Source organism: Prevotella sp. HMSC073D09 (assembly GCF_001814145.1).
Lineage (GTDB): Bacteria > Bacteroidota > Bacteroidia > Bacteroidales > Bacteroidaceae > Prevotella > Prevotella conceptionensis.
In genome coordinates this window covers 47,666-67,706 of record NZ_KV815060.1, presented here as the reverse complement: position 1 = coordinate 67,706, position 20,041 = coordinate 47,666, and the positions used below count along the sequence as shown (strand labels likewise).

Here is a 20,041-nt window from a genome sequence, read left to right as displayed (position 1 = left end):
CTGTAAAGTAACTTAGCAAATACCTTGCCAACCTGTTTTAGGCATTATACATTTTAGCCCTTTGCTCCTTAATGGCAGGGTCGTAGATGTAATCGTCGTAGCTCATCAACTTGTCGATGGTGCCATTTGGCGTAAGCTCGATGATACGGTCGGCAATAGACTGTATGAATTGGTGGTCGTGGCTGGCAAAGAGAATGTTACCCTTAAAGCCAACGAGGTTGTTGTTGAAGGCCTGAATGCTTTCCAAGTCGAGGTGGTTGGTGGGCGTGTCGAGTATCAGGCAGTTGGCGTTCTTCATTTGCATGCGCGCAATCATGCAACGCATTTTCTCGCCTCCCGATAGCACGTTCACCTCTTTCAACACGTCTTCGCCCGAGAAGAGCATGCGCCCTAGATAGCTTTTCATTACCACCTCGTTACCCGGGCCGTATTGGCTAAGCCAGTCTACAAGGTTGAGTTTGCTGTCGAAGAACGCCGTGTTGTCTAGCGGAAGATAGGCCGTGGTGATGGTTACACCCCACTTGTAAGCGCCTGCTTCGGCCTCGCGGTTGCCGTTGATAATCTCGAAGAGTGCCGTCATGGCCTTGGGATTGTGGCTGAGGAACACCACTTTTTGCCCTTTCTCCACGTTGAACGACACGTTGTCAAACAAAACGTTGCCTTCGTTGTCGGTTGCTTTGAGGCCTTCTACCTCTAATATTTGGTTGCCTGGTTCGCGTTCCATCTGGAAAATGATGCCGGGATATTTGCGGCTCGAAGGTTTGATCTCTTCAACGTTAAGCTTTTCGAGCATCTTTTTACGCGAAGTGGTTTGCCTACTCTTTGCCACATTGGCTGAGAAACGACGGATGAACTCCTCCAATTCCTTTCGTTTCTCTTCGGCCTTTTGCTTTTGGTTCTGCGCTTGGCGCAAAGCTAGCTGCGAACTTTCGTACCAGAACGAGTAGTTACCCGAGAAAATGGTAACCTTTCCAAAGTCGATGTCCACCGTTTGGGTACTCACAGCATCGAGGAAGTGGCGGTCATGGCTAACCACAAGCACCGTTTGCTCCACGTTACCTAAGTATTCTTCCAGCCAGTTCACGGTGTCGAGGTCCAAGTCGTTGGTAGGCTCGTCGAGCAACAAGTTGTCGGGGTTGCCAAAAAGTGCCTTTGCCAACATCACGCGCACCTTCTCGTTGTTCGATAGGTCGCTCATCTGCTTGTAGTGCAAAGCGTCGGTTACGCCCAAGTTGCTCAACATCTGCGCTGCGTCGCTTTCGGCCTCCCAGCCGTTCATCTCTGCAAACTTTTCTTCCAGCACGGCCGCGCGGTTTCCGTCTTCTTCGGTCATTTCCTCTTTGGCATATAGTGCCTCGCGTTCTTTCATGTTCTTCCACAGCTTTTCGTGGCCCATCAGAACGGTGTCGATAACGCGATATTCGTCGAACTTAAAGTGATCTTGATCCAAAACAGAGAGGCGCTCGCCTGGTCCTAGCTCAACAGTTCCCTTGTTGGGCTCCAGTTCTCCGCTGATAGCTTTGAGAAGGGTTGACTTACCCGCTCCGTTGGCTCCGATGATACCATAAATATTTCCTGATGTGAACTTCATATTCACGTCTTTGTAGAGCACTCGCTTACCGAATTGAATAGCAAGATTTGTAACAGTTATCATTCTCTTTTATCTTGATTTGTAATTACGTACAACTTGAATGGGTATTGTTTGCCGACAAATTTATCGGATACAACCATGCAAAGGTAGTGGTTTTCATTGGATTATGCAAATTAATGGCGGCTTGAACATCCTGTCGCCTTGTTTTCTCGGCTTGCATTGGCGTGTGGTTGTGGCATATAACGTGCTTTGCTTGGTTGGCTAATTAGGTTTTCGACGAGGCGTTTGGGCTTGCGAACAAAAGTGTTCAAAGGCGACTTGGTTGCTTGCAGTTGGGGGCTTGTGTGTGCTGTTGGGGACGATAGATGTGCTGTCAGACCTTATTTGAAGTTTATTTGTGATTAGATATCGTAAGTGTTTCGTTTTATTTTTGTATTTTTGTTTTCTGATATTGGTGGTCTCTTCTAGTCTTTATCATTTAATTCAATAGCGCATGAAAAGGTTCTTGTTTCTTTTTATCGTATTAAATCTCGCTTTCGTGTTGCCTTCTAATGGTCAGACGAAAGTAACGGGGCGAGTTGTAGATGCTAGTGGGCATGGTATAGAGTACGCAACAATTAGCGTGGACAGCCTGTTTTGCATTTCGGATGCTGATGGACACTTTAATTTGCAGTTACCACGTAGCGTTACAGCCGACATAAACGTTAGCCACATAAGCTTTAAAACGAAACTAGTTCCGCCCAGTGTGTTTCAGCAAGGATATGTGAACGTTATGCTAGAAGAACGGGCGTATAATTTGGGTAGCGTAGACATTGTTGCTAAGCAGACAAAGCTGGAAACAATTGTAGGGCGTGGAATGAAACTCCCTGGCGATGCCGCATTTGGGAAAGAACAGCAGGGAAAGGTAGAAATGGGACCATTGTTTAGTGTGAAAAGAGACTATGTGGTGGCGAGTTTCGACATGAAAGTGGAGGAGTGTACGTATCATCAATGTGTTGTTCGCCTTATTGTGTACGAGGTTCATGGCGAAAAGTTCGAGCCTGTTCAGTCAAAACCCCTTTATCTAGCATTGACCCCCACAAACCAAAACACACACATTAAGATTAAAACGCAAGGGGACATCACCTTAAAGCGGGGCAATACTTATTATGTAGGCGTGTCTGTTGTGTCGGGTTCTAATTCCGGGACACTTCATTTTCCTGCTCATCTGCGTTCTTCTTATGTCCGTAACCTAGTTAAAGGCACTTTTAAGAAACTACCTGCAACGCTTGGGATGCTTATTGAAGGTTACAGAATTTAGCATTTCGGCTTTAACACACTACTATGTCAGGTTCAATACTTACGCGTATTTTTAGAAAAAAAATATAAAAGATAGACGTAAATATGAAAGGTTTGCAATGGCTTTGCTTGATTATTAGTAAGTTATAAAGATGTGTTTTAAGGGTGAAAAGGGTATCGTTTTGACCGTTTTTTTGGGAGTAAAAGAACCCTGTTAAGAGCTGCTTGATTGCCCTTAGATATGGGACTAGACATAAATTCTATTGAATAAATTGCGTTAAAAAATCGGAAACGGTGCGCAGCTAACACTTTTTTATATACCTTTGCGATATAATTTACCTTTTAAAAGACATTTTTTTTATGAAAAAAACATTATCTCTTTTGTTCGTTGTTGCTTTCTGTATGTTGAGCACAATGCCAGCAATGGCCCAGTTTAACCTTAAAAAGGCAGTTGGCGGAGCAGCAAAAGCTGCCAAAGCTGTAACTTTGACTGATGCCGATGTGGTGAATTACGTTAAGGAATACATTGATTGGATGGACAAACACAATCAAGTTTGTCCCGACGACAACCCTTACGCCATCCGTTTGAAGAAACTTACCGCAGGGCTGACAGAAGTAGAAGGCATTCCTTTGAACTTTAAAGTGTACTATGTTGTAGACGTGAACGCCTTTGCATGTGCCGACGGTAGCGTGCGTGTATTCTCTTCTTTGATGGACATCATGACCGACGAAGAACTGCTTGGTGTTATCGGACACGAGATTGGACACGTTGCCCACAAGGATTCAAAGAACGGATTCCGTACAGCTCTGCTTACTTCGGCATTAAAAGACGGCGTGTCTTCAACCAATGGTAAGGCTGCCGCACTTACCGACTCGCAGCTTGGCGACCTTGGCGAAGCACTACTGAACGCCACTTACTCGCAAAAACAAGAAAGCAATGCCGACTCTTACGGCTACGAGTTCTTGAAGAAGAACAACAAGAACCCTTGGGCTATTGCTTTGTCGTTCGAGAAGTTGAAGAAACTTGAAGAAGATGCAGGCTACCAGAAAGACAGCAAATGGAAACGTATGTTCTCTTCTCACCCCGACCTCGACAAGCGTATCAAAACCATGAGCGAGCGCGCTAAGAAAGACGGCTTTACACGTCCTGAGAATAAGATGCCAGAGAAAACAACTGCACAGAAGGTTGTAAAAGGCAAGAAAAAGTAACGTTCATTACACTAAACCAAGTATGTTTTCATTTTTTTCATCTTTCTATTATGCCATATTTGGTGGCTTTCGTATAGACGAAACCACTACGTTGAGCAAAGAACAGCAGCGAAAACTGCTTTTGAGTGGTGTCTTTTCTGCACAGAAAGGCACATTTATGAACGTTGTTAAGACGGGAATGTCGTATGGCGGAAGGCAGAAAATGTTTGGCCAGGGCTGGGGTATTACCGATAAAGAATCGGCAATTGATACGCTCGACTATCTGCAACACGCAGGTACACGCCGTTTCTTTCCCCTTGTTGTAGAAGCTCTGAAACTTCAAAACAAGCGCGCTATCCAGCAGTACATCACCGAAAATCTTGAAGATGAAGATGACATGCGCGACTGTTGGGAACAAGTTCAGTTTGCTTTTGGCTCTATCGACTCTTTAATAAAGGTACAACTCATTAAAGACCAAGCCGACTTCGTACGTATCGGACCTGATGCTTGGGATGCTGGTAGGTTGGTGTTCATGGCCAGATTGTGTCGTGAACACGAGTATATCACTGACGAACAAATGTGGCAATACATTGATGCAGCCGACGAAATTGCCCACCAAACGCTTACTTCTTGGGAAGATTTCGGCAAGAGCTACATCATTGGGCGTTGCTTGTGGTGTGGAACAGCCAACTACTTTGAAGTGATGGCCGGCCATGCAAAGGATATGTATTCCAGTGCGAAGAGTCCTTGGAAAGGAGTTCCTTTTGCATAATAAGCAATTGTTAAGCTAATAGAACCTAATATAAGTTCTTGTCCGCCGTGCTTTTTTCGGCGGACAAGATATAATCAATGAATATTAATATCGTGAAGAGTAATTCTATGAAAAAGAAAACCATTGTTAGTTTGATGTTCATGTTGTGTCTCGTCGCACAACAAGTTGCCGCTGCTGCTAGATTTCGCATAAGGGTACGTGGTGGAGGTTCGGATGATGTCGAAAGCGGTCCGTTAACTTGGATTATTTATGGCGTTGTTGCCATTGCCATTTTGGGCGGATTGTATATTTACATGACCGAATTAAAAAGCCTTGTGCTTAAAATATTTGGTGGCCTACGTATGGATGATAAAACCACATTAACCAAAGATCAACAGCGTAAGATGCTTTTGAGCAGTGTAAGTGCAGCATACGATAAAGTGATATTGAACAGCCTCAAGACAGGTATGGCCCGAACAGAGCGTGAGGATTACTTAAAGGAGCATTGGGACGTTGACGGGCACGACTCGGCTATCAACTTATTAAACGACTTTAAGGTCGCTTGTACAAAAAACTTTATACCACATATCGGCGAAGCTTTCAAACTTAAAGAGCAGCAACCTATCGATAAGTATCTCAACGACACCTTTGTGTTGGATAAAGACGCGCGGGCTTGTGCCAAACAGATAGAGAATGCTTTTAAGATGATGCCTAAACTCGTGAAACTAGGAATAGTTAAGGACGAAACAGACTTTGTGCGTATTGGGGCAGATGGTTATTACGTTTCTATCCTAGTATATCTCGCTCGTTTGTGTGCCGAGTGTAAGTATATCAGCGAGGAAGAAATGTGGCAATATGTAGATGCTGCCGACGAGTTTGCCCATCAGTCGCTCACTTCTTGGGAAGATTATGGCAAGAGTTACCTCATTGGGTACGCCCTTTGGCTTGGTAGTGGTATCCAATTGAAGATGCAGGCAAATGTTGTGAAGAAACTGATTGAGAACCCAAAGAGTCCTTGGAACAGTTTCCCTTTTGCTAAATAAACAGATAATGGCCCTTTGCAGGCAGCGAATTAAGTCTGTAAAGGGCTAATTGTAACAAGCAAAGACGACTTGATGTTTATTGATGAGGCCAGTTTAGGACGAACGGATTGTATAAAACTTCGCTGATAGCGGCCAATGCAAGTAGCGTACATTATTTTGATGTAGGCTTGTTCTGTGGAGAAAGTTCTATGGAGAAAGTTTCATGGAGAAAGTTAAGAGAGAATTTTTTGATGTAGACTTGTTCTGTGGAGAAAGTTAAGAGAGAAATTTCTCGTCTACTTATTAACTTGTCTTCTCATCCACTTGTTAACCGTTCCTTTGCCTAGTCATTCTCTTGTCTACTCTTTTTTGCCAACTCGTTTTCTTGTCTACTCGTTTGCCTGTCTACTTGTTCTCTTGTCTACACGTTTTCCTGTCTACTTGTTCTCTTGCCTACTTGTTCTCTTGCCTACTCGTTCTCTTGCCAACTCGTTTTCTTGCTAACTCGTTCTCTTGTCTACTTGTTCTCTTGTCTACTCGTTTATTAGTCTACTTATTAACTTGTCTTTTTGTTGGTTTTTGTCCGATTTTTAGTAAATATTTTAACATTATGAGTGCCTTTTCATTCACCAATCGCTCACCTCGCCCAAAAAATCGATTCTCGCGAAGGTTGGTTTTGATGCAATAAGGAGGTAGCCTGTGAGTGCATCAAAATGAATTTTTATTTAAAATAACCGCTTTTTGCACCCGTTTGGGTGCTATTTGCCGCTAAACGCAGTGCGTTTTGGTGCTAAATGCAGTGCGTTTTGGTGCTAAATGCAATGCGTTTTGGTGCTAAATGCAGTGTGTTTTGATGCAAAATGCGAGTCGAAAAGCATAAAAACACATTACAATCGTATAAATATAACCTTTAAAATCCATTAAATACATGCTCGAAAAGGGCGAAATAGTCGTTAAAAAGTATGTTTTTAGGGGCTAAAAGCATGTAATTGGGCTTGAAAAATGACGAGCTGGCAACCAAACTAGAAAGGCTAAATGGTACAAAATGCACCCTTTTTCTTGAAAATAGACAAGGCGCAAGGCGTAAAAGACTAGAAATCGTGGCTATTTACCTGCTTTTTAGCTTATAATTTCGCTAGAACGGACTTGAAATTAGTGCGCTTTTGTAAAATAAAAAGCAATAATTTAAGATTTGATTTGATGGCTTAATGAGTTTGATGAGTTTGTAAGTTGAAAAAGTTTGTAAGTTTGTGTGTTATTGAGTTGTTGAGTTATCGGGGGTTGATTTACGAGTTAGTAAGTTTATGAGTTTGTAAGTTAATGGGGTTATAGGTTAATAAGTTTGTGGATTCATGAGGTTAATATTCTTTTTTAAGTTAACAAGTTACGGTGTTTGTGAGTTGTTGAGTGCGTGAGTTCTGATGTTTGTTTTTTTATGTTGGTAAGTTGTGAAGTAGTTAAGTAAGAAATATTAGGTCAAACACAACCTCATCGGAGGGAAGTCGTACAGGCTCGTCGTACAGCGAAGTCCCATGAAGGAAAAGGGCGGTAGGGTACGGAGGGACATTTTCGGGGTGATATACGCATACCGCTGCATCCTCACCAACGACTGGACATCTACCGAGGAAGACATCATCACGTTCTAAAACGAACGTGTTGCGAGCGAAAAGAACCTCGACATACAGAACAAAGACTTCGGATGGGCGCACCTGCCTTTTTCCTTCATGGCTGAGAACATGGTGTTCATGATGGTTACCGCCATGCTGAAGAACTTCTACCTCTATCTCGTCCGCCGTATCAGTGAAAAGGTAGGGCCGTTGAAAAAGACGAGCAGACTGAAAGCCTTCATCCTGCATTTTGTCAGCGTGCCGGCAAAATAGTTTTGAACGGGGAGGCAGAACGTTCAGAGCCTATCTACGAACAAGACCTACTACGCCGAGATATTCCTTGAATGAACGGCATCTCTTCGTGGTTTTCATGTTCCCCATTGGTTTGGGTGGGGAATTTCATGCCTAGACAGACCAGAGGAACCCAGACAAGTTTCTCCTATAAATGTACAGTGCCCCCAAAGGCATCTCAATATTCAAAGATATGGCACAAGGAAAAATGCTGCGGAATTGAGGTGTTAAACTAAATGCAACTAAACCGCGAGCACCATGCGATAGTTGGCGCGGCAACCTATTGTTATGCTGTGTCCCACAAGTGGCGGCATAAGCCAAATCCAGCTTTTAGCCACGAGATGCAGAACAGAGGATGCTTGCCTGTTTTTCTGTTGGGCAATAAGTAAAGATTTTGTCAACACGAAATAAATCGGAAATTGCTTGCAGCGTGCCGTTATAATGTCTATATTTGCACATTCCTTAATGACTAAAAACGAAATCGGTATGGATTTAATAGGTTATGTTAAAGCATTCAACGGCGTGCTGTGGAATAATTTCCTGATGTACGCCCTGCTTTGTGTGGGTGTCTTCTACACAGTTTATCTCGGTTTTCCGCAAGTAAGGCATTTGGCTTTGGCCTTTAAATACGCTTTTGGAGGTTTGTTTAAGAAGCGCGAGAAGGGAGCGGAGAACAACGTTAATTCTTTTCAAGCCCTCGCCACGGCCGTTGCTGCACAGGTGGGAACGGGCAACATAGGCGGTGTTGCCACGGCAATAGCCATGGGCGGCATGGGCGCCATCTTTTGGATGTGGCTCTCGGCGTTATTGGGCATGGGCACAATATTCTCTGAAGCAGTGCTAGCGCAGAAGTATAAGGAGGTTAGGCAGGGCGAAGTGGTTGGTGGACCGGCCTACTATATACACCACGGGTTGAAGAGTAAGGTGTTGGCTTGCTTCTTCTCGGTGGCACTTATCTGTGCCCTTAGCTTTGTGGGCAACATGGTTCAGGCCAACTCCATATCGCTGGCCGTTACGTCTGCGTTTAACGTTAGCCCTTATCTCGTGGGCGCGCTTATTGCAGCACTTGTAGCATTGGTTGTCGTGGGTGGTCAGAGGCGCATCACGCGCATCGCCGAGTTTGTGGTGCCCTTCATGGCGTTAATCTACATACTGGGTTCCATCGTGATACTTTTCATGTTCGGCAACCAGATTATTCCCGTTTTCAAGGCTATCTTCACCGAGGCATTCTCAATGAAGTCGGCGGCAGGAGGAGCTGCTGGCACGGTGATGACATGTGCCATTCGCTACGGGGTGGCTCGCGGATTGTTTTCTAACGAGGCTGGTATGGGTTCTACACCGCATGCCCATGCTATGGCCAGCGTTAAAGACCCGTCGATACAAGGTTTTGTGGCCATGGCGGGGGTTTTTGTAGATACCATGTTGATATGTACGGCAACGGCATTGGTTATCATGGTTACGGGTGTTTATAAAGACGGCAGCTTGCAGTCGGTGGCCATCACCCAGGCTGCATTCGAGCATGCTTTTGGCAACACGGGCTTGGCTTTCCTAGCCATAAGCCTTTTCTTCTTTGCCTTCACCACCATTATGGGGTGGTACATTTTCGGCGAGATGAATGTGAAATATCTCTTTGGACAGCGTAGCGTAAGGCCGTTTAGGCTGGTTGTTATCGCGTGTGTGTTCGTGGGTTCGGTGTTTGCGGCAAACCTTGTTTGGGAGCTTGCCGACACCTTTAACGGGTTTGTGGTTATCCCAAACCTTGTTGCAATTGTTGTGCTTGCACCGAAAGTGCGGCAGACGTATAAGGCGTTTTTGAAGCGTAGGCATACGGAGGACATCTGACAGGTGTAACAGCAATGTGGCGGTTTTTGCTTGCCTACCACTCCTTTTAATATATAGGTGTGCTTGACAATGCGGGCCTCTGCGTGTGCAAATCCGTCAAACGAACCTCGGAGGTATTAACAGAAACCGCCGGCAACACTGCCGACGGTTTCTGTTGTATTTTCGTTTGTATATCCGCTTATGGGTAACGCGCATTATAAGCGGTTTAGTTGGCCGACTGGAACTCTTGCAGGAAACGCACGTCGTTCTCGGAGAACATGCGCAAGTCGGCCACGTGATATTTCAAGTTGGTGATGCGTTCGATGCCCAAGCCAAAGGCGTAGCCCGAATAAACGGTGCTGTCTATACCGCAGGCTTCAAGCACATTGGGGTCTACCATGCCACAACCAAGGATTTCAACCCAACCCGTGTGTTTGCAAAATCCACAGCCCTCGCCGCCGCAGATGTGGCAAGAGATGTCCATTTCTGCACTTGGTTCGGTGAAGGGGAAATAGCTTGGACGCAGGCGGATGTCGGTGTCGGGACCGAAAAGTTCGCGAGCAAAGGTGAGCAACACCTGTTTTAGGTCGGTAAACGACACGTTCTTGTCGATGTACAGGCCTTCTAGTTGGTGGAAGAAACAGTGCGCACGTGCCGAGATAGCCTCGTTGCGGAACACTCGTCCTGGGCAAATTACGCGGATGGGTGGCTGTTGGCGTTCCATCACTCGGCTTTGGTCGTTAGACGTATGCGAGCGCAAAATAACATTCTTCGTTACATCGCTGGGATTTGTCTCGATAAAAAAGGTGTCCTGCATGTCGCGTGCGGGATGGTCGGGCGCGAAGTTCAGCTTGGTAAACACGTGCAGGTCGTCGTCGATTTCTGGTCCTTCGGCAAGCGTAAAGCCCATTCGTTGGAAGATATCGATGATTTTGTTGCGCACGATAGTTAGCGGATGTCGTGTTCCCAGCTTGATGGGGTAGGGTGTACGGGTAAGGTCGGGTGCGTCTTCGGCCTTCTTTTGTGTACCCACAGCCTCTTTCAGTTCGTTCAGCTTGTCTTGTGCAAGCTGTTTCAACTCGTTGATTTTCATGCCCACCGCTTTCTTTTGGTCGGCAGCCACATTACGGAAGTCGGCCATAAGGGCGGTAATCTCACCCTTTTTGCTGAGATATTTCAGGCGCAGTTGTTCAATTTCTTCGGCGTTTTGTGCCGAGAGATTGTTCACTTCGTTCAACAGTTGGTCTATTTTATCGAGTATCATCTTTTTATTGTGTTATTACAATTTGGATGCAAAGTTAATATTTTTATATTGAAATAAACATGGTGTGGAAATAAAGTTGTACTTTTGCATCAACTAGGACACATTTTGGCAGTGCAGAAAAACGCATGCCGAATTGTCCACTTTACGTAAGAATAATTTGAGAGACTAACAAAAGAGTATAGGAAACGAAAAGAAAGAGGATGAAGAAGCTTATTTTCTTTGCTATAATGGTTGTGCTACTGATAGCGATGGGGAGCACCACCACGGGTTGTACGGATAAGAAACCGACAACCGCCGACAGTACGCGCACTGATACAATTGTGGGCGATACCGCAACGCGCGACACGCTTGAGAGTATTATCGAAGAACAACCCATGCCGAAGGCGGCAGACGAATTGTTCGACGACTTTGTGTTCAACTTTGCTGCAAACCGCAAGTTGCAGTTTGCGCGAGTAAAGTTCCCATTGGACGTTTACCAAAACGATAAGGTGGCGAAACGCATTGAAAAGAAAGATTGGCGCATGGAACACTTCTTTATGAAACAGGGCTATTATACGCTAATCTTCGATAACGCCAAGCAGATGGAATTGGTGAAAGACACAACGATAAGCCATGTGATTATTGAAAAGATTGCTTTCAACAACAAATCGGTTAAGCAATTCCTCTTCAACCGCGTAAACGGACAGTGGATGCTTACGTCGATGAACCTAAAAGCCATGTACGAAACCACTAATGCCTCGTTTTTGCAGTTTTATCAACGCTTTGCATCGGACAGTGCGTTTCAGGTTCAAAGCCTGAACGCCTTGGTTGAGTTCACCGCTCCCGACCCCGACGATGATTTCGGATCTATCACTGGTTCTATCTCGCCTGAACAATGGCCATCGTTCAAGCCGGGGCTTATTCCGAAGGGCGAGATTTACAACATTATCTATGGCCAGAAGTACACGGAGAGCAACCGCAAGCTGTTTGTTATCCGTGGCGTGGCCAATGGTATGGAAACAGAAATGTACTTCAAGAAGTTGAAAGGCAAATGGAAACTCGTGAAGTTTAACAGCTAGGCTTTTATTTTGTGCATGACAGAGCATTACGATTACGATCTTACGCCGCATAACACCTTTGGCATTAAGGCGAGGTGTAGGCGATATGTGGCCTTCGATACCGTGGCAGAGGCGCAAAAGGCTTTGCCAAAGCTGGTGAATGCCAACGAACGACTGCTGATTTTGGGCGGTGGTAGCAACCTGTTGCTGACGGGCGACTTCGACGGAACGGTAATACATTCGCACATTATGGACATGGAGCAGCACGATGACGGCGAAGAACATGTGCTGTTGCGTTGCGGTTCGGGGTTGGTGTGGGACGAGGTGGTGGCTCAATGCGTGGCCGATGGCCTGTATGGGGCCGAAAACTTGTCGCTTATTCCTGGCGAAGTGGGGGCTAGTGCTGTACAAAACATTGGCGCATACGGTGCGGAGGTGAAAGATTTGATAACCACTGTGGAGGCCGTAGAGATAGGAACAGGCCGCATTGTGCACTTTACCAATGCCCAATGCGAGTATGCTTATCGCCAAAGTCGTTTTAAACGCGATTGGAAAAATCGTTTTTTCATCACCCATGTCACCTATCGGCTCTGTCGAACCTTCGTTCCACATCTTGATTATGGCAACATTAAGGCTGCATTGGCCGAGAAAGGCATCGCTGTGCCCACGGCCATAGAGCTGCGCCAGGCCATTATTGACATTCGAAATGCTAAGTTGCCTGACCCCAAAGTGGAGGGTAATGCAGGCAGCTTTTTTATGAATCCCATCGTGCAACGAAGTAAGTTCGAGGCTTTACTGGCCCTTTATCCCGACATGCCACATTATATAATAGACGCCGACAGGGTGAAAATACCCGCAGGTTGGATGATAGAACAATGCGGATGGAAAGGAAAGGCGTTGGGTAGGGCAGGCGTTCATCATAAGCAAGCATTGGTTTTGGTGAACAAGGGCGGTGCCGAGGGTAGCGACGTGCTGGCTCTTTGCCGTCGAATACAAGCTGATGTGAAGGCAAAGTTTGGCATAGACATCTATCCGGAGGTTAACATACAATGAAATTCACGTTATAATGAAATTCACGTTATAATGAAATTCACGTTATTAGGAACGGGCACTTCTAACGGTGTGCCCGTGTTAGGTTGTGGTTGTGAGGTTTGTCGAAGTGACAATTCCAAAGACAAACGCATGCGATGTGCATTGCTTGTTGAAAGCAAAGAGCATCGTGTGCTGGTAGATTGCGGTCCCGACATCCGCATGCAGCTGATGCCGCAAGCCTTTCGACCCATCGATGCTGTGTTGCTTACCCACATACATTACGACCATGTGGGTGGCATTGACGACCTGCGGCCCTATTGCAGCTTTGGCGACATCCACCTTTATGGTAACGTAGACACCGTAAAGGGGTTGAAACACAACATGCCTTATTGCTTTTCAGACGACCTTTATCCTGGTGTTCCGCTGCTGAAACTGCATGCCATCGAACCCCATCGGCCTTTAACGTTCGGCGACATCAACGTGATGCCCTTCGTGGTGCTGCACGGACAGATGCCCATCTTAGCCTACAGGTTTGGCCAATTGGCCTACATCACGGACATGAAGACCATTGGCAACGACGAGTTGCAGTACCTTAAAGATGTGGAAGTGCTGATAATAAATGCCTTGCGGTTTGAAAAAGAACACCATTCTCACCAATTGGTGAGCGAGGCCATCGACTTTTCACGGCAGTTAGGAGCAAGGCGAACAATACTAACGCACCTTACTCACCAGATTGGTTTGCACGAAAAGGCCAGTAAAAGGTTGCCTATCGGCGTGGAATTTGGGTATGATGGAATGCAGGTCGAGCTTTAAAAACCCGACCCACATTTACCATTTTAGTCTGAAAAGCGGCTTTCCGCTGAACTTTCGATATAGTTTCCACCCTAATATAAGGGCGTCTAACACGCCTGCTCCCGTGTTTAACACGTCGGTAAAACGCTTGGAAGGTGAGGTGTCCGCTTGTTCGTTGGGTCGGAACAGCTTATCCCACAGCGTCTTTATTTTCGCGTCCTCCTCTTCAATTTGCTTTTTCAAGGCCTCCTTTCGGGCCCTTATCTGTGTTAGCGACCTATACGATGGTGTTTGTATCGTTTCGTTTTCCATCATGTTAATCCATTAAGATACTTGCAAGAATTCTAACCACGGGTTTCTCTATCCATTGCTTGCGGAAAGCGAAGATAAGCAGAAAGAGCACCAAGTAGAAGGCGGCCACGATGCAGAAACTGGCAGCCATGCCCAGTTTTGGCGCCAAAGCGTAGGCTGCGGCGAACGAACCGAAGATGGCAATCATCAGTATCGAGGCCGTGAGGATGCCCAACAAGGTGGCAACGGTGATGAGGCGCACCACCTTTTCGATTACATCGAGCTTCACAAATTCCTTTTGAAGCCCGATGTAATCTTTGAGCACCTCTACGAGTTGCCCGATGGTTTGCACGTTGTTGTCTGTCGAGAACATGGCCATGTTATTCAACAATCGACTCGGGAACGGCGTCCTTGATGTCGTCAACAAGGTCGTCAACCTGCTTGCGGCTCAACTTGAGGTTGTGTCTTTTGCAGAAGTCGTCAACGGCATCCGATATTTTGCCACGTGTTTCTTCGCCCTTTTCAGGAGCAACAAGCAGCCCTAGGGCTGCACCAGCGATGGCGCCGCCTAAGAATGCGCCAATGTAACCTAATGCTTTCATACCTTTTGCTTTTAATTGTTTATGTATGTGTATTAATAAAATAAGTATTGATCGCTTTTGTAAAGGCATACTAGCCTCATGGCATTCAATATAAAAGCAAATGTAGTAAAACTATGACAAAGCTCAAAATCTTTGCGTCATTATTTATGTTAAAAAGCGTGTAGAGTGCTCAATTAACAAACTTTATGCGAGCATATCTCGTGTTTTAGTTATATATTTTGTAATTTCGCCCATCATAAAGCGATTGTAAGTTTAATTCTAAATAGGATAGAAGATGAAGAAAAGTATGATTTTATGCGCCAGCTTGTGTGCTGCATTTATGTTGTCGAGCTGTGGATCGAGCAAGGAAAGTGCCTACAAGAGGGCTTACGAAAAGGCGAAGTCGCAAGAGCAGACGTCTGGTGAGAGCGCTGCGCCTGTTGTGACGCCCGTAGAGGAGTCGCCCGCAACACAGATAACCGTGGAAGAGAGTGTTGAAAACGCCTCAGTAAGGCAAGAGAACGTCACTGTTGTGAGCGGTTCCGGCCTGAATGATTACAGCGTTGTCGTTGGGTCTTTCTCTTTGAAGACCAATGCCGAAGGGCTTTACAATAAGTTGAAGAGCGAAGGCCACGACGCACGTCTGGCATACAATGCCGACCGCAACATGTATCGCGTTGTGGCTGCCTCGTTCACATCGAAAGCCGATGCTGTTACCTCTAGAAATGAATTCCGTGCTACTTATCCCGACGCTTGGTTGCTATATAGAAAGTAAACCTACGTGGCCAGGATATTATCCGTAGATTACGGACAGAAAAGAACAGGCATCGCTGTTACCGACCCGCTGCAAATCATTTGCAACGGGTTGGTAACAGTTTCTTCGTCTACATTGGTCGACTTCCTGCTCGACTACACCAAACGGGAGGAGGTGGAACTGATCGTTGTGGGCGAACCAAAACAAACTAATGGGCAACCCAGCGAAAACCTCGAACGCGTGAGGCAGTTCGTGGCGCGATGGAAGAAAGCGTGCCCCACAATACCCGTCGTATATTACGATGAAAGGTTCACGTCGGTGTTGGCTCATCGGGCCATGATCGACGGAGGCTTGAAGAAAAAAGCCCGCCAAGATAAGGCGTTGGTCGACGAGATTAGCGCTACAATCATTCTACAAAGTTATCTAGAATCAAGAAGAAGATGATATTACCAGTATATATATATGGACAACAGGTGCTGCGTAAGGTGGCACAAGACATTCCGTTGGACTATCCCAACTTGAAAGAACTAATCCAAAGCATGTTCGAAACAATGGAAGCCAGCGACGGCATCGGGCTGGCCGCACCGCAAATTGGTTTAGACATCCGATTGTTGGTGGTAGACCTTGACGTGTTAGCCGAGACTTATCCTGAATATAAGGGTTATAGAAAGGCGTTTATCAATCCCCATATCGTTGAGATTGACGAGCAATCGCCTACCGAGAGCTTAGAGGAAGGCTGCCTTTCGCTGCCAGGCATACACGAAAAGGTAACGAGACACACGCGCATCCGTATGCAATATGTTGACGAAGACTTAAAGCCGCACGACGAATGGTTTGAAGGTTATCTCACTCGCGTGCTGCAACACGAGGTAGACCACCTTGACGGCATCCTCTTCACCGACCACCTTTCGCCTTTCCGCAAGCAGCTCATTAAAAATAAATTGAAGGCACTGCTACAAGGCAAATTCCGCTGCGGATACCGCACGAAGCAAGCAACGCGCTAAGCACCTCTTCGTTTATCCGAGCGTGCAAAGCCAAACTTGTTTGTCTTTTGCAGGGAACGTGAAACCGTTTTCATCGCAATGAGAAAAAGCAAAACAACCTTTGCGCCTTAACAGCGCCAACAGTATTACATCAGAATTTATTGCCATAGGTTGCATGAGAAGAAAGATTGCACTCGTTTTTTTCGCACTAGTCGCGTTCATTGCCCGTGCGCAGTTCAACGTAGATAGGCTGATGACTAGTGGACAGATAGCCCTCCATTACGAGGACTACGTGCTTTCCATGCAATATTTCAACCAGATAATCTCACTTCGGCCTTACCTTTACCAGCCGTGGCAATACCGCGCCATCGCCAAATACTATCTGGACGACTACGTGGGAGCCGAAGAGGATGCCGGCGAGGCCATCAGTCTGAACCCCTATATCGAGGACATTTACGACCTTCGAGCCATCTCGCGCATCAGGCAAAGCAAGTATCAAGAGGCAATAACCGATTACAACCACGCCATCAAGCTCAATCCGAGCAACCGAAACTATTGGTATAATCGCGCTGCCTGCCGCATGAACGGCAAGGATTATGCAGGTGCGCACCACGATATTGACACAATTGTGTCGCGTTGGGCCGACTATGCCAATGCCTATACCCTAAACGCAGAGGTGTATTTGCACGAGAAAGACACGCTGAAAGCGGCCGAATGGCTGGACAAAGGCTTGAAACTAGATCCATACGACGCCAATGTATGGACCATGAGAGCCTACATAAGTCTGTCACGAAAGCAATGGCGCGAGGCTGATGAGTTCTTGGGAAAGGCCATTCACCTGAAATCCAAGAGCGTGGACAACTATCTCAACCGCGCCATCGCTCGCGTTAACCTAAATAACTTGCGTGGAGCAATGGCCGATTACGACCTTGCACTGGAACTGGACCCCAACAATTTTCTTGGACATTACAACCGCGGACTACTTCGTTTGCAGCTGGGCGACGACAATAGGGCCATCGCCGACTTCGATTTCATCATCAAGATGGAACCAAACAACTTCATGGCCGTGTTCAATCGCGGCATACTTCATGAGAAAACGGGTAACATACGCGCCGCTATCGACGACTATTCTAGGGTCATCAAGCAGTTTCCCAACTTCTGGATAGGGCTTTCTTATCGTGCCCGTTGCTATCGCCGACTGGGCATGGTGGCCAAAGCCGAACTCGACGAGTTTAAGATTTTCAAAGCACAGATGGACAAACGGTTGGGCGTTCAGGCGCGTTGGACACGTGCCAAGCTGAAAGAAGTGCGCAAGCGTAGCGAGATAAATATGGACAAGTACAACCAAATGGTGGTGAGCGACGAGAACGAAGTGGCACATGAATACGAAAGTCGTTACCGCGGGCGCGTGCAAGACAACGCCACCAACACATCGCTCATGCCCATGTTCCACCTTTCGCTCGTGCCATACGCCAACGGAATACGTTCTTATCAGGCTTTCGACCGCGACGTAGAACAGTTTAACTGCGTGGCAAAACTTGGCCGCCCCTTATACGTTGCCTGTGGAAACGAACAGTTAGACGAACGCCACTCGAAAGATTTCTTTGTCCTTGCCGAGTCGTTGACGCAGAGAATAGGCGCCAACGCCAACAATGCTGAGTTGCGTGCCTTGCTCTTACAGCGTGCGGTGACCTACGGAACACTGCAAAATTTCGATGCAGCGATAGCCGACCTCACAACGTTGCTCTCGCTAGACAGCACCTCCGTCCTGGCCTATTGGCATCGGGCCGTGTGCCAAATGGCCATGAGCGGTTTCAAAGCATCCAATGGAGCAGATGCTAAATTGTTGGAAGCAGGCGCATTGTCCGACTTGAACCGAGCCATAACCCTACAACCTCAAAGTGCTTACCTATATTATTGTAGGGCGAATTTGTACTACAACCAAGGCAACAACGATAAAGCCATTGCCGATTATACGGCAGCCATCAAGCTAGACAGTCGGTTTGCCGAGGCCTATTTCAATCGCGGACTGGCCCATGTTGCTCGTGGCGAACGCCCGCAAGGCATTAAAGACCTTAGCAAGGCAGGCGAACTAGGCCTTTATTCGGCATACAACATCATCAAGAAAAACAGTTCTACGACTGCAAAGAAGAAGTAAAGGTAGGCGCGTAGAACGTTTTTTACCACAGCATTGTTGGCCAAACCATATACTACAAACCCTTTTGCGCGGGTGCTACAAGCGGCTTGTAGTGGAGCTACCAGTGGCTTGTAGTTGCGGTACAAGCAACTTTGTATTGTTTTTAAGCAACGTTAATGACTCCTTAACTGTTGGCTATTTCATTTCGTTTGTTCAAGCACATCAGCAAATGTTTTGGGTAGAATGATGTTTGTTATCGAAATGGCGTTTTGAAACAGTGGGGCAATCTCACCGTCTGTAAAGCCTGCAATGCCACACCCAATCCTTGTAACTAAGAATGTGTACTCAGGGTGCTTGCTTGCAAAGCTGATGAACTTGTCTACAAACGGGCGTATTGTTTCTACTCCGCCTTCCATTGTCGGGATGGCGTAGGATTGGCCTTGCAGTCCGTCTCCTTTTCCCCATACCGCACCAAACTTGTTGAGTGCCATGCGTGCGGCACCTCCGCCATGATAGCCTTGAATGTTGCTGCCAAACACAAATATCTCGTTTGGGGCGAGTGTTGTTATTTGCTCTTCCGTGTATCGTTTCATCTTGTTTCCCCCTTTCTTGTAGGTTTGATGCCTATGACATGCTTTTGGTTCATTATTTACTGGCAAAGTTACGCCTATTTCGTTTACGATGCAATAGCTGAAAGGCCTTTTCGACAATGAAGTCGTCCTAGCTTTTAGTCTTTCTACAAATTGAGAGAAACCTATGGCTTTGTGCTGTAATACCAAGATAAGCTCCCCACCCCTGTACGAAGTGCCACACAAGGGTACGATGAAATCTGAAATTCCGCCCCATTCGTCTGTGGCAAAACATGGCTGCGCCTCAAAAAAGGGTGACCTGGCAGAAATTTTTCAATATATTCTTTACAAGTTGAAAGCATCTTTCCTGTGGCACATAATGAGGAAAAGTAAAGCGCACTTCTTTGTGGTTCTTATGTTCTTATGTCAAAATGGACGTATTTAGGTCACAATACGCAAAGATGAACGTTTTCGCTAAGCCAAATGAACAATGTCGAGCTTGCTCAAACATTGTCATGGCAAGAAAACGCACTTTTCGAGGAACGAGAAAAGAACGATTAACCCGCTCACTTATCCACTCGCCAACTTGTCCACTCGCCAACTTGTCCACTCGTTAACTTGTCCACTCGTCAACTTACCAAATATTGTCAGCTTTTCAGTAAGAAATTTAACACTATGAGTGCCCTTTTTATCCACCAACTGCTCACCTTACCGCAAAAAATCGATTCTCGCGAAGGTTTGTTTCGGTGCCAAATAGGGTAAGGTTGTGCATGCGGCAAAATGAATTTTTATTTAAAGAAAACGTCCTTTGCACCAGTTTCGGGGTTGTTTGGTGCAAAATTAAGTGCGTTTTGGTGCAAAATGGAGTGCGTTTTGGTGCAAAATGGAGTGCGTTTTAGTGCTAAATGCAAGGCGTTTTGGTGCTAAACGCAAGGCAAAATGGTGCTAAACGCAAGGCAAAATGGTGCTAAATGCAGTGAGATTTGCCGCAAAATGCAAGACGAAAAGCATAAACATTCATAGCAATTGTATAAACAAAACCTTTTAGAACC

Annotated in this window: 18 protein-coding genes and 1 pseudogene; 13 read left to right on the top strand and 6 right to left on the bottom strand. The window is 46.2% G+C overall.

The features are described from left to right. Positions 1-37: 37 nt before the first annotated feature. Positions 38-1,654, bottom strand: coding sequence for an ABC-F family ATP-binding cassette domain-containing protein (locus HMPREF2955_RS03890; RefSeq protein WP_070721185.1), 1,617 nt, complete (start codon positions 1,652-1,654; stop codon positions 38-40). A gap of 430 nt (positions 1,655-2,084) precedes the next feature. Between HMPREF2955_RS03890 and HMPREF2955_RS03885 the strand changes: the two genes are divergently transcribed. The 6 genes and pseudogenes from HMPREF2955_RS03885 to HMPREF2955_RS03860 all read left to right on the top strand — a co-directional run bounded on the left by HMPREF2955_RS03885 (position 2,085) and on the right by HMPREF2955_RS03860 (position 9,570). After that, entirely contained in the window at positions 2,085-2,891 is an 807-nt protein-coding gene (locus tag HMPREF2955_RS03885) for a hypothetical protein (RefSeq protein WP_070721182.1), read from the top strand. A gap of 338 nt (positions 2,892-3,229) precedes the next feature. Continuing rightward, positions 3,230-4,078 carry a M48 family metallopeptidase gene (locus HMPREF2955_RS03880; protein ID WP_070721179.1) on the top strand — a complete coding sequence of 283 codons (849 nt, stop codon included), beginning with the start codon at positions 3,230-3,232 and terminating at the stop codon, positions 4,076-4,078. Between the two features lie 22 nt (positions 4,079-4,100). Further along, positions 4,101-4,829 carry a DUF1266 domain-containing protein gene (locus HMPREF2955_RS03875; protein WP_070721175.1) on the top strand — a complete coding sequence of 243 codons (729 nt, stop codon included), beginning with the start codon at positions 4,101-4,103 and terminating at the stop codon, positions 4,827-4,829. A 77-nt stretch (positions 4,830-4,906) separates the two neighbouring features. Further along, a complete protein-coding gene (locus HMPREF2955_RS03870; protein WP_246830061.1) occupies positions 4,907-5,851 on the top strand; it encodes a DUF1266 domain-containing protein in 945 nt (314 codons plus the stop codon). A gap of 1,463 nt (positions 5,852-7,314) precedes the next feature. Then, a pseudogene (locus tag HMPREF2955_RS17135) lies at positions 7,315-7,785 on the top strand (IS1380 family transposase); the annotation flags it as partial. A 429-nt stretch (positions 7,786-8,214) separates the two neighbouring features. Continuing rightward, entirely contained in the window at positions 8,215-9,570 is a 1,356-nt protein-coding gene (locus tag HMPREF2955_RS03860; RefSeq protein ID WP_070721232.1) for an alanine/glycine:cation symporter family protein, read from the top strand. 205 nt (positions 9,571-9,775) lie between these two features. On the opposite strand, the gene pheS is transcribed toward HMPREF2955_RS03860, so the two are convergent. Further along, positions 9,776-10,813, bottom strand: coding sequence for a phenylalanine--tRNA ligase subunit alpha (pheS, locus tag HMPREF2955_RS03855; protein WP_070721171.1), 1,038 nt, complete (start codon positions 10,811-10,813; stop codon positions 9,776-9,778). A 200-nt stretch (positions 10,814-11,013) separates the two neighbouring features. Here pheS and HMPREF2955_RS03850 point away from each other — a divergent pair, with 200 nt between their 5' ends. Genes HMPREF2955_RS03850 through HMPREF2955_RS03840 form a run of 3 tightly spaced genes read left to right on the top strand, consistent with a single transcriptional unit; the run spans position 11,014 to position 13,695 of the window. Continuing rightward, the gene (locus tag HMPREF2955_RS03850; RefSeq protein ID WP_070721168.1) at positions 11,014-11,871 is read left to right on the top strand and encodes a DUF4348 domain-containing protein; all 858 of its coding nucleotides are present in this window, start codon (positions 11,014-11,016) and stop codon (positions 11,869-11,871) included. 15 nt (positions 11,872-11,886) lie between these two features. Next, positions 11,887-12,903 (top strand): UDP-N-acetylmuramate dehydrogenase, encoded by a 1,017-nt coding sequence (murB, locus tag HMPREF2955_RS03845; RefSeq protein ID WP_070721167.1) that lies wholly within the window; start codon positions 11,887-11,889, stop codon positions 12,901-12,903. A gap of 30 nt (positions 12,904-12,933) precedes the next feature. Continuing rightward, entirely contained in the window at positions 12,934-13,695 is a 762-nt protein-coding gene (locus tag HMPREF2955_RS03840) for an MBL fold metallo-hydrolase (protein WP_070721164.1), read from the top strand. Between the two features lie 15 nt (positions 13,696-13,710). Here the strand turns inward: HMPREF2955_RS03840 and HMPREF2955_RS03835 are convergent, their stop codons facing one another. From HMPREF2955_RS03835 to HMPREF2955_RS03825, 3 genes are read right to left on the bottom strand one after another with little or no spacing between them, the layout of a single operon-like run. Next, a complete protein-coding gene (locus tag HMPREF2955_RS03835) occupies positions 13,711-13,986 on the bottom strand; it encodes a hypothetical protein (protein ID WP_044259830.1) in 276 nt (91 codons plus the stop codon). Positions 13,987-13,990: 4 nt separating this feature from the next. After that, positions 13,991-14,338: a hypothetical protein gene (locus tag HMPREF2955_RS03830; protein WP_009230070.1), complete on the bottom strand. Its 348-nt coding sequence runs from the start codon at positions 14,336-14,338 to the stop codon at positions 13,991-13,993. A 7-nt stretch (positions 14,339-14,345) separates the two neighbouring features. Continuing rightward, entirely contained in the window at positions 14,346-14,567 is a 222-nt protein-coding gene (locus HMPREF2955_RS03825; protein ID WP_019187103.1) for a YtxH domain-containing protein, read from the bottom strand. Between the two features lie 274 nt (positions 14,568-14,841). On the opposite strand from HMPREF2955_RS03825, the gene HMPREF2955_RS03820 reads away from it, so the two are divergent. The 4 genes from HMPREF2955_RS03820 to HMPREF2955_RS03805 all read left to right on the top strand — a co-directional run bounded on the left by HMPREF2955_RS03820 (position 14,842) and on the right by HMPREF2955_RS03805 (position 18,441). Continuing rightward, complete coding sequence (locus HMPREF2955_RS03820) at positions 14,842-15,321, top strand: SPOR domain-containing protein (RefSeq protein WP_009230068.1); 480 nt, start codon at positions 14,842-14,844, stop codon at positions 15,319-15,321. Positions 15,322-15,327: 6 nt separating this feature from the next. Beyond that, the gene (ruvX, locus tag HMPREF2955_RS03815; protein WP_070721163.1) at positions 15,328-15,744 is read left to right on the top strand and encodes a Holliday junction resolvase RuvX; all 417 of its coding nucleotides are present in this window, start codon (positions 15,328-15,330) and stop codon (positions 15,742-15,744) included. Continuing rightward, positions 15,741-16,304 (top strand): peptide deformylase, encoded by a 564-nt coding sequence (gene def / locus HMPREF2955_RS03810; protein WP_019187104.1) that lies wholly within the window; start codon positions 15,741-15,743, stop codon positions 16,302-16,304. The genes ruvX and def overlap by 4 nt, the downstream gene beginning before the upstream one ends. Positions 16,305-16,458: 154 nt before the next feature. Beyond that, entirely contained in the window at positions 16,459-18,441 is a 1,983-nt protein-coding gene (locus HMPREF2955_RS03805) for a tetratricopeptide repeat protein (RefSeq protein WP_070721229.1), read from the top strand. A gap of 179 nt (positions 18,442-18,620) precedes the next feature. Here HMPREF2955_RS03805 and HMPREF2955_RS03800 read toward each other — a convergent pair whose 3' ends face one another. Further along, positions 18,621-19,013: an A1S_2505 family phage non-structural protein gene (locus HMPREF2955_RS03800; protein ID WP_070721227.1), complete on the bottom strand. Its 393-nt coding sequence runs from the start codon at positions 19,011-19,013 to the stop codon at positions 18,621-18,623. Positions 19,014-20,041 lie beyond the last annotated feature (1,028 nt).

Excerpts from the sequence above, each read along its gene's own strand:
- HMPREF2955_RS03890 (WP_070721185.1), bottom strand. The coding sequence starts at position 1,654 with ATGATAACTGTTACAAATCTTGCTATTCAATTCGGTAAGCGAGTGCTC.
- HMPREF2955_RS03885 (WP_070721182.1), top strand. The coding sequence starts at position 2,085 with ATGAAAAGGTTCTTGTTTCTTTTTATCGTATTAAATCTCGCTTTCGTG.
- HMPREF2955_RS03880 (WP_070721179.1), top strand. The coding sequence starts at position 3,230 with ATGAAAAAAACATTATCTCTTTTGTTCGTTGTTGCTTTCTGTATGTTG.
- HMPREF2955_RS03875 (WP_070721175.1), top strand. The coding sequence starts at position 4,101 with ATGTTTTCATTTTTTTCATCTTTCTATTATGCCATATTTGGTGGCTTT.
- HMPREF2955_RS03870 (WP_246830061.1), top strand. The coding sequence starts at position 4,907 with ATGAATATTAATATCGTGAAGAGTAATTCTATGAAAAAGAAAACCATT.
- HMPREF2955_RS03860 (WP_070721232.1), top strand. The coding sequence starts at position 8,215 with ATGGATTTAATAGGTTATGTTAAAGCATTCAACGGCGTGCTGTGGAAT.
- pheS (WP_070721171.1), bottom strand. The coding sequence starts at position 10,813 with ATGATACTCGATAAAATAGACCAACTGTTGAACGAAGTGAACAATCTC.
- HMPREF2955_RS03850 (WP_070721168.1), top strand. The coding sequence starts at position 11,014 with ATGAAGAAGCTTATTTTCTTTGCTATAATGGTTGTGCTACTGATAGCG.
- murB (WP_070721167.1), top strand. The coding sequence starts at position 11,887 with ATGACAGAGCATTACGATTACGATCTTACGCCGCATAACACCTTTGGC.
- HMPREF2955_RS03840 (WP_070721164.1), top strand. The coding sequence starts at position 12,934 with ATGAAATTCACGTTATTAGGAACGGGCACTTCTAACGGTGTGCCCGTG.
- HMPREF2955_RS03835 (WP_044259830.1), bottom strand. The coding sequence starts at position 13,986 with ATGGAAAACGAAACGATACAAACACCATCGTATAGGTCGCTAACACAG.
- HMPREF2955_RS03830 (WP_009230070.1), bottom strand. The coding sequence starts at position 14,338 with ATGTTCTCGACAGACAACAACGTGCAAACCATCGGGCAACTCGTAGAG.
- HMPREF2955_RS03825 (WP_019187103.1), bottom strand. The coding sequence starts at position 14,567 with ATGAAAGCATTAGGTTACATTGGCGCATTCTTAGGCGGCGCCATCGCT.
- HMPREF2955_RS03820 (WP_009230068.1), top strand. The coding sequence starts at position 14,842 with ATGAAGAAAAGTATGATTTTATGCGCCAGCTTGTGTGCTGCATTTATG.
- def (WP_019187104.1), top strand. The coding sequence starts at position 15,741 with ATGATATTACCAGTATATATATATGGACAACAGGTGCTGCGTAAGGTG.
- HMPREF2955_RS03805 (WP_070721229.1), top strand. The coding sequence starts at position 16,459 with ATGAGAAGAAAGATTGCACTCGTTTTTTTCGCACTAGTCGCGTTCATT.
- HMPREF2955_RS03800 (WP_070721227.1), bottom strand. The coding sequence starts at position 19,013 with ATGAAACGATACACGGAAGAGCAAATAACAACACTCGCCCCAAACGAG.